Source organism: Veillonella sp. VA137 (assembly GCF_003992015.1).
Lineage (GTDB): Bacteria > Bacillota > Negativicutes > Veillonellales > Veillonellaceae > F0422.
In genome coordinates this window covers 42,605-55,210 of the sequence record NZ_RQVK01000005.1, presented here as the reverse complement: position 1 = coordinate 55,210, position 12,606 = coordinate 42,605, and the positions used below count along the sequence as shown (strand labels likewise).

The window sequence follows — 12,606 nt, the reverse complement described above, 5'->3', positions numbered from 1 at the left end:
CTACGATAAACTGAAAAGGCTTTTTCTCTTGCTTAAATCGCTTGAGTTTGTCGAGGTAATACTCCGCCTTTTTCGACTTCATAATAAGAGATTGATTGAAAGGGTAATCGTTGTTAGGAAGTAATATTTTGAATGACCAATCTGTTAGCCCTGGCGGCTTAACAATGTTAACCTCTCCAGCGCCAATTAGGTCAATGGTTTCGTTCTTCCCATTAATGGATGTAGTCATCGAAGGTGGTGGAATTGGTATCTGCATTGAATTTAAGAAGAAATAATACATTACATTGCCACCCCTTCCCGTTTCATTCCAACTGCATTACGAATGCCATCAAGCAACTTGGATGTTACTCCGTCTAATTCCATTTCATTGGAGATGTTGTTATCCATGTCCACATTCACGATGACGTGAGATTGGTTGAATTGGTTAAGCGCCGATTGAACCGCACTTTCACGTAATTCTTTAATTTCATCCGCCGTCATCTCAACCGCATCCGCCATTCGTTTCGTATTATTGGCGGTTTCTTTACCCGCCTTTGAATCTTTTGGAGTGCCATCTTTCTTAGTACCTTCCATTTCTTTGGCTTTATACTCAGGAATCGTAGGAGTTGGCATTTCAAAATTGAATAGATTCTCACCCATAGCATATCCTGCGCTCGCATAATCTGCTGCGTTAACCATCTCCATTTTAGGCATAATCGTTTTTTCTCCGCCCGCTACTGGCGCATGGCTAAATTTAAAATCATCCGCTGTTACGTGAGCATTACCGATTAGAAGCGACATTCCTGGTATCTTCTTAATCAAATCTATTGATGAGTTTACAGCCGTCGCAATCAAATCAACCACGTTGCTCCAAATGTCGGAGAATAGATTATAAATTGCCGCCAATGGGTCTTGGAATACATTCGCCAAGAAGTTGGCTACACTTGCAACTAAATTCCATACAAATGTAAATGTATTCCTAATGCCTGCCCACAACCATGCAAAAGCCCCAAATATAATACCTGTGGCACTAATTGAAGTACCTGCGAAGTAATTGATTCCAGCAACGGCTAAGTAGAATAATCCTATAAGAAGAATAATCCCACCAACAATCCACGTAATTGGGCATAAAGCAATTGCTGCATTCAATCCATATTGTGCCGCTTCCATGGCAATAATAGCTGCGGTTTCTGCCCAATCGACCACCGTTTTAGCAGCAACAGCTCCCATTGCAATCGCCGTATTAGCTGCGGAAATTAAGGACATCGTAGCATAATAAGCTATCACGCCTGCTAATATACCTAATGCCACCTCAACGATTCCAAAGTTTTCACTGAGGAAATCGCTGACCGCTCCGAATGCCGTGGTAATTCCTGACATTGCCCATTCTGCAACTCCTACGAGCCAATAGAAGAACGGCGCTACATATTCTATGGCATTGGCTATGCCGTCAAACATCCTACCCATGACTTCACTGTTACCAAAATCTTTTAATCTCTCAAATACTGGTGTAAATGCGTTGATAGCCCGGTTTTTTAACTCCGTCATATGGTCATCAAATGTCTTAGGCATTTTAGCAAATTGTGCTTCAATTTCTGGCATATTGTCCATAATCGACTTCTTAATTACCTCGGATGTAACTTTACCATCCGCTGCTAACTGCTTGAGTTCGCCACGGCTTACACCCATCGTTTTGGCAATCATATTTTCAATGATTGGTGCATTCTCTGCAATGGAACGGAACTCATCACCTTGTAATTGACCGCTTGCCATACCTTGGGTTAATTGGAGCATAGCATTCTTTTGGCTAGCCTTGCTTGCACCGCCAATAACGAATAATTTTTGAATGCCCTCCATGAATCCAACCGCCTCACGTGGGTCAGGGAATGCATCGTGTGCTGACATCGATAATTGCGTTACAGATTCTGCCATTTCCATGTAACCCCCACGGGCTCGTATTGCTGAATCATAAATTTGTTTATTCAATGCTACTGCATTTGCTTGATCGCCTGTGACCAAGTTAAGCCTTGCTTGAATCGAATTAAACTCGTTGGCTGTTTGATTAAGGCTGCTAATTGCGCCAGTGACCATGCTAATACCTCGCATTGCCAAGTCTGCAAAGAAATTGCCTGTAAACGATGCAAGGAATCCTCCCCAACCGCTTTTAGCTGAGTTTGTGACATTAATAAATTGTTGCATTTTGCCAGTCGCATTATTAGCGCCGTTGGCAAGGTTTATCATCCCATTTGCTGCACTTTGAGCAACCGCTGGAATATTCGTTGATAAGTTTATATAGTTTGTAATCGTTGCCACTAGATCCCGCCTCCTTTCTGTGCTTTCTTCTCATCCTTGGCGTGTTGTTGCATAAATGCGTAAATACAAGCCCGTTCCTCTAAGTCCATGTTAATGAACTCGGAGGGACGGATATTGTATTTTACGAATGCTACATAGGCAAGGTATGTCTCACCGTCATTGGCGCTTAGGAGTTTTTTACTTCTTTAACCTTATCCTCAAAGCCAGTTTCAAAGCCTTGCGCCTCTTGGATGGCACGTGTTAAATCTGTCAACTCGCCACCGTTTAACATTGCTTTTACGAGGTCTAACTCATTGGATACTCCCCAAGAGTTTTGCAATTCCATATCATCCAATGTTGGGAATACAATCGTACGGACTAACAATTCATCTGTAAATGCAGTCAAATCCATACGTTCTTCGGCGGTACGTGTACCAGGCTCGTATACTTTTTTAGTAAAACGAGCACGTAACTTGTCTAATTCCTTATTAGTTAATACACGGATGCGCCATACGATTGGGTCACCATTCTCATCTGTAAATCGTTTGGATGCCACATATTCTACTTCCGTTACAATCTTGGCATTTTGCTTAAAAAAGCCTTTTAATGTTTCAACCATTTCTTCCTCCTATGCATTCATTCCATCTAATTCTTTAAAGTGTGTAACGTATCGAACACTTTCAAATGTAAATGCTAACTCATCTTCAAGCCATTTCCCATCCGCATCAAAATCGGCTACTGGCGTAACGTCTAAGTTACAGCCAACTAAAATAACAGAACGAGGTCCTGCATTTGACGTTGGATCAAGATTTGTAACTTGCATATCAAAGTACGTATCTACACCTGTTTTAATCAACTTTTCAATCATTTCATCAAACAAGGATGTATTTTTATAAATCGTAAGTTTACCAGTACCTTCTAAGGATGTTGTTTTATTGCCTTTCAACATGCGCCCTAAAATAGCAACTTGATCCTTTTTCTTTTTAACTTCCGCCTTTAAATTCTTGGCTTGAAATAATAACTTGCGTTTATTATTAGCAATGACGTAACATGTCGCCAATTTAGCGCTGATAACATCACTAGCATTCATTGTGCCAACTGAATTAAAAGTAGTTTCTTCTGCCATCTGTTACCTCCTATTCTACGATTACCGTCATGTAAAGTTTTTCCATCGCAACCGTAGGTTGAATGTTTACATTTACAATGACATCTTCTTTATTGTCGCCTTGCGTTGGAATTTCAATATCTTTATCGTCAAAGTTTTGAATTGCTCTAACTCTTTGATATTGTTCCCCAAGATAAACAAGGTCACCCCACAACGCACGACGTCCATCTGCATCGTTTTGAACTTTGCCTAAGTATCCTTTATTGAACGTACGACCTGCATCAATCGCCCAATTGTCTAACACTCGAATACATTGATTTAATGCGAAATCTTGGTTCTTTTCTTTTGTGAACTCTGTAAATGTGTTGATATCCTTTAATACACGCACTTCACCTTGCACATTGCCGCCTACTGGGTCGGATACGTTATGAAACATAAACATTCCATCTTTGATAGCTTGCTCAAGTTCAAATTGCTTATATTTGGTATTGATTGTAAACTCACCGTCGTATCTACGGTTAGATAAAGACTCATTGATATTACAAGAAGCCTCACTGCCAACCGTCCAATAGACTGCGGAGGTTGGATCTTCGCCCTGGTCTGTTACTGTATTTAAAATACTAATAATACCCTCGTTGTTAACGCCTTTTTTTCCGTGGCATACAAGTTGACATTTTGCTCCCGTGAAATTACGCACTCGAGATGTAAAGGCAATTAATAAGTTCTTAATGGTTTCATCTGAACCTACATAACCTAATATATTGAAGTAGTAAGGCTCTAAGAACTCAAGTCCATCTTGGTAGTTCTTGCTAGTCACAACGGAACCATTTGTACCACCTGTGAAAGCAGTGTAAGCAGTTGCTACTAAGTTAGCATTCTTCTTAAATTCAACGTAGGCGTTGTCCACCAAATCGGCTGCCTTCGCAACGCCTGTTTGTTTGTCAACAACTTTGCGCACATCATTTGTTGTGATGTAGGTCGTTACGATGAACGCACTTGTTGCGTCTGGGTCAGACTGTACAGATACCCCAAGATCATTTCCTCGAATACCTGAGTATTTCGCCTTACCGTAGTCATTGCTTGCTTTTTCGCCATCACTATTTAAGCGGTAGAACTGGCCTGTTTTTAAATGCTTAAACAAGTCACGTAAGCCTTTCATTTTAGGGTGGCCAAAGTCGTAACCAAAGTAATCTTGGCAATTCTTTTGGAACTCATCCACATCTACTCGGAATACTTCGCCACTTGGCCCCCAATCAAGAGATAACATCATAGCGCCGTATCCACGGTCAGCCACTTCTGCATATGCTCTATTTTTACTAATAAAGTTGATGTATGCCCCTGGCAACACCTTATTGTGGAACAAGAACGTTCCTCCACCTAATGCCATCTGTGCACCTCCTAATTCTTAAATTCCACAATCTGACGATTGAACTCGTTTTGTAAAATCTCGTCAATCTCTTCATGCGTATATGTCATGTCATCATCTAAAAGTACGGCTAAAATATCCTTGTATCGTTTGTATTTCTCCGATGCAATGATTGTGTAGCCATCAAATCGTTCATCCATTCTTTGAACTCCTTTCGTTCACTTGTAATCGCTCCATTGCTGGAACCTTCTTGCTTTCCTTATGAAGTAGCATTTCGTATGTCACGCTAAAGTGCAAAACCCCATCATTTTCGTTATACTTCATACCCTCACCACGTGTGATGCGGTCTCCCACTTTCACATATTCCAATACGTCGTAAAGTTGTTCGCCTATTTGCAGTAGGTCCTTGCGGTAATTCACTGGAATACTTTCAGCATTTAGGAAGTATTTCACGGAATAATCAAGCTTGCGATCATACAACTTGGAAACGTGTAAATCGTGGTTAGAATCTGCCACCTTAACAACGAAACAAGGAAACTTCATTTTATTTTCTTTCCACTCCAAGTACACTGGCACTTTGAACGCATCATATAAGGCTTTAGTTATGCCTTCAGTTAACTGAATATCAACCATTGTTTAACACGCTCCTTAGCCACGCATTGAACCCACTATTCATGATGTTGTTTGCGTTATTTTCAACCACATTCTTGGCATGCAACGTGATGTCTAACCCATCAACCCACGACTTCTTCAATCGACCTCCGTGAACTTTACCACCTTGCCATCCAGTACCAATAAATGGTAGGAACTGCCCTACTTTTTGGCGGTGTCCATCATCTACATAAGATGCATATCGAGATGTGTTGAATACTTTTACAGATAAAGTTAACCTATTACGGCTATTGCCATTATGAAAAAATGGCTTATCCATAAACCAACTACGGCGCATATTCTGCGTATCAAAGTAGTGAGTTTCATATTTCGGATTGCCTTTGCTGTCATGCCCCACTAGCATTTGAATGCTCCGAGGTCCTACTGGCGTTTTCTTCTTTGCCTCACGTAAATACACGGCGCCCATTTTATTAACAATAGCATTCATGGCACCTTCAAGGTTTCCAGATTGAGCTAATGTTTGTAAATTTTTTTGGAGGTTTTTAATTCCACTAAAATCAAAATCTAACTCTGCCATCATCGCACCTCCAAATTCTCTAACTGAATTTCTTGGTGGCTGTCATACACGTTTGGCATTGAACTAGACTTTGCATAAAACTCTCTCTGACGGCCTACAATGTGCATGCGTGCCCCTTTAGCTACAATCACGTCAGGCGACATGAATAACGTTGTGTTTTGAGCGAATTTTGGTAATCCGTCAGCTTGCGATGTGGTCGAGGATTTAAAAGAGACCCTACACGGATAGGGTCCCTCTTCTACGGTTCGATTAATACTAGTAATACCAGTCGCTTCGTCGACCGTTTCCTCTTCGGTTAACACGGTCACCAAGCAATCATACATTTGCTCCAAATTCTTACGGTAAATATTTACCATCTGATTCGTCGGTAACATGCTAGCAACCTCCTATCTTCTTGAGTGAGTTCGCCAATGAGTGCTCGCAATCGGTCTTCATCGGTGGTACCGCCTAGGTCAATTGATGTGTCACCCATACGAATGGATTTAGCAATCTGGGCACCATCACCGCCTAAAATCTCCTTGGCATTCAAGTGAATGAACATGCCACTCGCTCGACGTACAACGTACGTTTCAAGCTCTTTAGGTAGTTCCGTGTGGTTGATGTCAGCGAGTACCTTATCCAGTTCGCTTTGAATGATGTACTCAAGTGTTTGTGTTTCGATGGCAACAAACTTTGTTGAGCCTTCAATAAGCTCAACCACCTTAGGAATCAGCGCTTGCGCCTTCTTCTGCTGCTGTGTCTCCATCATCTTTCACCGCCTTCTTGCCTTCTGGCTTATCCTCGGTTTCTTCTACCTCTACAGTTTCCACATCAGCGCTTGCGCCTTCTTCTGCTACTGTATTCACTTCTTTTTCAGGATGTAAATATTGTTGTAACAACATTCCCATATGTGAACCTCCTAGGCCTTAAACGTCATCTTTAACACACGTGCTGGGTTAGTCAATGCTACACCGTAGTGTTCGTCAGCTGTGATGACTGTCATTTTGCCAACAATGTCACGATCAGATTCTACTTGTACGTTTCGTTTCAAGTACAAGGATGCTGCTGGTAATGTTGGTGTGCCCTCACCGCTGTTAGGTGCCATTTGCACCATGAAGTTAGTGAAGTTAGCACCCTCTTTTGGCACTCGGCGAGATACAACAACTTCAACGCCACAAATAGAACCGATAGCGCCTGTCATCATCAAGTCACCGCCGTATTTATTTTTGTCGATAAAGTCTGTGGACTTGCGAATTTGTGTCAATTGCTCAGGGTGAATGAATAACACCTTAGGCACGTCAGATTCCTCTGCGAATTTGTCAACACCATTCACAATGCCCTCATAAGAGATTTGATTTGCGGATGTTACCGCTAATGTTGTTGATTTCAAGGTTTCGATTACATCCTCTTCAATTTTGTCAGCAATTGACATACCTAATTGCTTAACTGCTTCACCAATTGGGTCGCCGTATCCAGATAACACTGCTTCATCCGTGATTTTTACTCCGATACCAGCTTTTTTAATAGTGAATTTTTCGACGGATGTTGTTAATTGAGCAAGGTCAATTGCTGCGCCCTCTTCTACGTCTTTTGCGGAACCGATGTATTTAAAGGATGGTACTGTTACAGTGTTACCAGGTTGTCCTTCAAGTTTCGTATCGACCGCTAAAATATTTGCGAATTTAATCGCCTTAGGTAAGTTAGCGGAAATCATGTCCGCCATAACTTCTGGATTAATTAATTGTTCTAATTTTGTTGTTCCTTGTGGCATTATTCGTTACCTCCATTTGTTAATTCTGAATACGTATTTGGGTCATCTTCTTTGAGTTTTGCTCGTTCTAAATAACCCATTTTGTTGAACTGTTCTTGAGTAATTCCTGTGGAGCCTTGGCCACCATGTGGTTCACCTGGTGTGACTCCAGTCGGTTTACTTTCGGACTCAAATAAATAAGGATCAGATTCCTTCAACTTAGTCAGTTGGTCATCCAATCCCTTAATAGTGCCGTCTTTGAGTTTTACGTCTTCTAAATCGAGTAAAGCTCGAACGGCTTTTCCATTTTTCGCCTTGAAAGTCATTAGTGTACGTTCTACGATGCCGTCTACCTCCATCTTGTGAATTTGAGCCGTGTACTCTTCCTCTCGTTTGGTTTGGTTGGCTTTCATTTCATCGATTTGTTTAGCTAATTCTGCATTATCTGCATTGGTCTTTTTCAATGCGTCGATGTCAGATTGCATCGTAGTTAATGATTCCTTGGCTTGCTTTAGTTCCTCATTTTTTTGATTAAATTGAATTTTAGTAACGTAGTTCTTTCCGTAATCCTCTACTACTTTTTCAATTTGCTCTTCTTCGAGCCCTAAAGCCTTTAATTCTTCTTTTGTCATTGCTATGACTCCTTTCCACTTCGCTTTATTTTCGAGTGCAACACCACTCTACGTGAGCTTGTTAGTTTTCGCCCAACAATACCAAAATGGCATAATAAAAGCACCCTTAGGCAATGCCTAGAGTGCTATTACTTTTTATTTTTGTTAATGTGATACAGTGCAAATCCAAGATATATCACGCATAGTGCTTGGATTATTTGTAAAATTGTGATGAAGTCACACATATAGTTCACCTCATTTCACATACTTTGAATACCATTCATCGTACTTCAATTCGCCGTCTACTTGCTCGCTCTTACCTTTACCGCCTTCGCCACGGCTTGCCCTCGTTTCCCCTTTGATTTCCAGGTCATCGAAATAGGGAATCGTGGTGGTTCTGCAATGACAATGGAAAGGCGGAATCGTTACACCTGGCTTAACATCCTTGAGTGGTACTATCTTGCCATCCATGCGCTGACATATCTTCGAGGTCTTGCGGTCTAACGTCGCTAGAATCTCTAGCTTTTCAACTCCAATATCATTCATGTTATTAGTGAATGCCTCTTCATAAATTCTAGCCGTTTCAGTTTCCACTAGTCGCCTTGCGTTCGATTGTGAAACTTTCATCCGTGTAGCAAGGCTTTCCGTCATCTTTGCCATGCCGTCACCCGCTAGCACTGATTGAACGAAATCGTTTTGAATGCTTTGAACGAGTTTTGTACGATCATCCCATATGCGACCACTAAAATCTTTACCGTCTGGTGCCCATGGTTTCTTTATGACCACATCTACAACGTTGTCAGATACCTTAGGCACGATGTTATATTCACCTAGTACCGTTTGCGTAAGGTGAGCCGTCTTATATGTGGTCGTTTCGTAAGTCTCCCTAAGCAATTGGCTTAGGCTATCATCTTCTGCCTTGGATAGGCGCTCAATCTCATGCACAACGCTTATATAGAGTGCTTGCGTTCTATCCAATCTAGCACGTATCGATGCATTTTCAAGCATACGTTGGTGCTCCTTGGATAAGTCTTCTCGCTTGGCTTGCTCGATGTATTCCTCAAGTGTTATCTTGAAGTCAGCTAGCTCTCTTTTGTTGAGCTGTTTTCTTGCTTCTTCTAGGGTGATACCGTTTTCTGTGGCGTACCGTTTGTACCAATCCTCTATTTCCACCGTTAAGCGCCTAAGCGCTCTATCAAAGTTAGATGATAGTTCATCAACCGTCATTTCAGCGCCTTGCATAGCTTCATCTTTTAGTAACTCGTACCGCTTAGCCCAATATTCCTTATTCTTCTGGTTGATCGTCATCACCGCCTGTTATGTAATCCTGTAACGCCATCTCTTGCATCATCTGTAATCGTTCTTGCTGCAACCGCTCTAGTTCCTCCGCCGTGTTAGCCGTCCATGGATGGTTAGCCACGATGGTTTCATTGGATAGAATGCCAATGCTTGCCTTACAGTTGTTGATTACCTCCCCCTCATTAACTGGGGTCATTCGGTTGAAGATAAACTCTACATCCTTAGGGGCTGTTGCATTACTTAATCCACGGTAGGCGTGATAGAATTCCACTAATTGCTCCAATGTGGCTTGGAATTCTACCTCGATTTGATTGGCGTCAAGGTCGATGTCACTGTACATAGATGAAATATTCATCTGATTAGGATTGTTGGCCATGCGGTCATCCTTGGCGTCAAAACCTCGACCATTCTCAATGATAGAACGTTTTAGTGCTTGGGTGATGAAATCATAATTGCCTGCGTTAACTTCAATAGTTAACGTATCAATACCGCCATCATCTCTGACTTTTACCGCTCCATACTTAGCAAGCATTCGCCTAAATTCTGCTAGGTCTGTGCCGTCATAGTTCCGTAACACTATCAAAGTTTCCCTAGGGTCTTCTTGCAACCTATCAAGGAACATCGAGTACATTTCATTTAATGCATCTTGTAAACTCTTTACTCGATTAATCAATGGTTGTTCGATGGAATTTGCCTTGAATACCAATAACGGAACGGAAGGCCAATTGTATACTTTGCCTTCGTACTGAATGTAACTTGACTTTTCCTTATCTGCATTGACTCTTAGGCTACCGTTATCATAGATGTAATAGCTTACACCGTCTGGCTTGTAAAACTCCACATACTGTACTGTATTTGTCTTTTCTAATAGGTGGTATTGGTCCATATCGTAAAAGTAAATAAATGCATCAAGTTTACTATGCTCTTCATCATGCCAATACGGTATGACATTCTCAGGTTTCATGCGCCTAAATATTAGGTCACCGTTTTCTGCAATGTAAGGGTGTAAATACCCTTTACCACCTATATAGGCATCCTTTGCTACGTTTAATAATTGCCTGTGAAACTCCTTGCCTAATAATTCAGTCAGCACCGCATCATCTGTCTTGACCTCTAATGGATTCCCAAATAAGTAATTGACTTTTTGATCTACTAAGTCGTCAAACTTGTTGTCTACCAACTGATTATTCGGTAGGTTGAGCGGTATTTCATTGCTTGCATCCTGTACAACGGTTGAGTTTTCGATGCTCATCGTTCGCTTCTTCTGTTTAATATCGTGATCACCTTCGTAATATTTGCGACCAGTAAGGATATTCTTTCGTTCCTTAGAACTTAAGAACTTCTGCATTTCACGCCTTACAAATTCTTTGTCGCTAATACCTGCGCCACCACGAATAATGGCACTCCATAATTGTCCTAAGTCCACTCTATCACCTCCTACCAACTAAATTTATTCGCATCCATTTCGCTACGCAACGAATACCGCACTGCATCAATCGTATGGTCATTGCGCTTAGGATAGGCACTAATGAAATTGCCGTGCTTATCCTGGTCGTATTCGTACATCGTGAATTCACGGTATGCGTTCGGACATCTTTGTTTGTCAATGTAAATCTTGTAACGGTCGGATAGCCATTTTATACTGAATTCACGGCTATCTGGGCCTTTCTTAACTCCATAGATACGCAAGCCCATATCAGCAAGCTCTGCTATAGATTTTGGTTCAGCACTATCAGCCCATACTACACTCGTGCCTACTTTATCTTTGATTTTCTCGTATGCCATCGAGTTTTTGAGCCTTGTACTATACACTTCATCATAAATGTAAATACAATCATGCTTGATGTCATAGTGTAATTTGACATATACAAACGGGTCTTGCGCAAAACCAAAGTCGATTCCGTGATAGTTATTGTCAAAGTTCTCTATCATTTCATCGGTTATGGTCATTTCCTCTACGTTGGCGAATACGTCACCGCCTGTCCCTGTGGCAATCCCCATGTACTCATGCTCGTATAGGTCGGGTCTTTGTTCTTTCAGCTTTTCCGCTTCAATTATGAATTGATCGCCTAGCCAATCGCTTGGAACCATCGTGTAATTACTATGACTAATGAGCCTGTCAGGGTAATCCGTCAATTGCTCCACATTTACCCAATTATCACGGCTCTTTGGTGGGTTGAATGAGTAAAAGCACCAATATTTATCACCGCCACGCAGTAGCGACTGATTGATTGAGCGAATCTCATCCATTCCACTGAATTGGTCTAATTCCTCGTACCATACGCATCCGACATAACCGAATGGCATTTTCAAGGATTTGATTTTTGAACGGTCATCAGCACCTAAGAACAAAATCTTCTGCCCTGTTCGCTTGTAAATAATCTCAAGCGGTGACTTCTTGAACTCGAACTCTTGCAATAATTCCAATTGTTCGAGCGACCACTCGATTTGAGCATATACAGAGTTTTTGAGGGTGTTCGCCACTTTCCTTAAGATAACCACATTCACATCTGGGTTACTAATGATTAGCTGTGGAATCTTCATGCTAATAAACGATGATTTAGTACTACCACGACCGCCTTTAAACCAGTAATGTGTATGGCCGTGGCGCTTGATGTCACCACTAACCGAATCAAAGAATGGAATAATCTTATCCGTATCATCTGGCACCACAATAGGCGCTTCCGTGATTTGCTCCACCTCTTCATGTGACAATGAGTATAAGAACTCTGCAGCTTTAGTGTCACCTTTAGTCGCCTTAACAACCTGGGCTAACAACACCGCCGTTTGAGTGTCTATATTCTGCCCTTTTGCCTCGGCTAATGACGTGATTTTATCCTTAACCTTGCCCTTTTGTAGTGGCATTGCCATTATCTCCTTAGCAAGGTCTTTCCACTTCTTCATTTCACGTCTTTTGGCACCAGAATTCTTGCCACCTTTTGAAGACATTGCAGCGTGTGTTTTCTTGTCTAAAGTGTTTGTACTCTTGAGGGTTTCAGGATGCCCTCTAGGATTGGCCACCTGTTACCCCCTCCT

15 protein-coding genes are annotated in these 12,606 nt (G+C 41.6%); all 15 read right to left on the bottom strand.

The annotated features are described in order from the left end of the window. Positions 1 to 279: 279 nt before the first annotated feature. Positions 280 to 2,292 (bottom strand): tape measure protein, encoded by a 2,013-nt coding sequence (locus EO116_RS03550; protein WP_127160660.1) that lies wholly within the window; start codon positions 2,290 to 2,292, stop codon positions 280 to 282. 166 nt (positions 2,293 to 2,458) lie between these two features. Beyond that, positions 2,459 to 2,890 (bottom strand): phage portal protein, encoded by a 432-nt coding sequence (locus tag EO116_RS03545; RefSeq protein ID WP_127160659.1) that lies wholly within the window; start codon positions 2,888 to 2,890, stop codon positions 2,459 to 2,461. 9 nt (positions 2,891 to 2,899) lie between these two features. Beyond that, positions 2,900 to 3,397, bottom strand: coding sequence for a phage tail tube protein (locus tag EO116_RS03540; protein ID WP_127160658.1), 498 nt, complete (start codon positions 3,395 to 3,397; stop codon positions 2,900 to 2,902). Between the two features lie 10 nt (positions 3,398 to 3,407). Next, positions 3,408 to 4,763 (bottom strand): phage tail sheath C-terminal domain-containing protein, encoded by a 1,356-nt coding sequence (locus EO116_RS03535; protein ID WP_127160657.1) that lies wholly within the window; start codon positions 4,761 to 4,763, stop codon positions 3,408 to 3,410. A gap of 11 nt (positions 4,764 to 4,774) precedes the next feature. Next, complete coding sequence (locus EO116_RS08455) at positions 4,775 to 4,942, bottom strand: hypothetical protein (protein WP_164726059.1); 168 nt, start codon at positions 4,940 to 4,942, stop codon at positions 4,775 to 4,777. Continuing rightward, positions 4,935 to 5,375, bottom strand: coding sequence for a DUF6838 family protein (locus tag EO116_RS03530; protein ID WP_127160656.1), 441 nt, complete (start codon positions 5,373 to 5,375; stop codon positions 4,935 to 4,937). The genes EO116_RS08455 and EO116_RS03530 overlap by 8 nt, the downstream gene beginning before the upstream one ends. Beyond that, positions 5,368 to 5,931: an HK97 gp10 family phage protein gene (locus EO116_RS03525; protein ID WP_164726058.1), complete on the bottom strand. Its 564-nt coding sequence runs from the start codon at positions 5,929 to 5,931 to the stop codon at positions 5,368 to 5,370. The genes EO116_RS03530 and EO116_RS03525 overlap by 8 nt, the downstream gene beginning before the upstream one ends. After that, positions 5,931 to 6,305, bottom strand: a complete 375-nt coding sequence (locus tag EO116_RS03520) for a hypothetical protein (RefSeq protein WP_127160654.1) — start codon at positions 6,303 to 6,305, stop codon at positions 5,931 to 5,933. The genes EO116_RS03525 and EO116_RS03520 overlap by 1 nt, the downstream gene beginning before the upstream one ends. After that, positions 6,281 to 6,679, bottom strand: a complete 399-nt coding sequence (locus tag EO116_RS03515) for a hypothetical protein (RefSeq protein WP_127160653.1) — start codon at positions 6,677 to 6,679, stop codon at positions 6,281 to 6,283. The genes EO116_RS03520 and EO116_RS03515 overlap by 25 nt, the downstream gene beginning before the upstream one ends. Further along, positions 6,633 to 6,818 (bottom strand): hypothetical protein, encoded by a 186-nt coding sequence (locus EO116_RS03510; protein WP_127160652.1) that lies wholly within the window; start codon positions 6,816 to 6,818, stop codon positions 6,633 to 6,635. The genes EO116_RS03515 and EO116_RS03510 overlap by 47 nt, the downstream gene beginning before the upstream one ends. Before the next feature lie 11 nt (positions 6,819 to 6,829). Continuing rightward, positions 6,830 to 7,681, bottom strand: a complete 852-nt coding sequence (locus EO116_RS03505; RefSeq protein WP_127160651.1) for a N4-gp56 family major capsid protein — start codon at positions 7,679 to 7,681, stop codon at positions 6,830 to 6,832. Further along, complete coding sequence (locus EO116_RS03500) at positions 7,681 to 8,292, bottom strand: phage scaffolding protein (RefSeq protein ID WP_127160650.1); 612 nt, start codon at positions 8,290 to 8,292, stop codon at positions 7,681 to 7,683. The genes EO116_RS03505 and EO116_RS03500 overlap by 1 nt, the downstream gene beginning before the upstream one ends. 234 nt (positions 8,293 to 8,526) lie before the next feature. Next, a complete protein-coding gene (locus tag EO116_RS03495; protein WP_127160649.1) occupies positions 8,527 to 9,579 on the bottom strand; it encodes a minor capsid protein in 1,053 nt (350 codons plus the stop codon). Beyond that, positions 9,557 to 10,996 carry a phage portal protein gene (locus EO116_RS03490; RefSeq protein ID WP_127160648.1) on the bottom strand — a complete coding sequence of 480 codons (1,440 nt, stop codon included), beginning with the start codon at positions 10,994 to 10,996 and terminating at the stop codon, positions 9,557 to 9,559. The genes EO116_RS03495 and EO116_RS03490 overlap by 23 nt, the downstream gene beginning before the upstream one ends. An 11-nt stretch (positions 10,997 to 11,007) precedes the next feature. Continuing rightward, the gene (locus EO116_RS03485; protein WP_240629116.1) at positions 11,008 to 12,591 is read right to left on the bottom strand and encodes a PBSX family phage terminase large subunit; all 1,584 of its coding nucleotides are present in this window, start codon (positions 12,589 to 12,591) and stop codon (positions 11,008 to 11,010) included. Between the last annotated feature and the right edge of the window lie 15 nt (positions 12,592 to 12,606).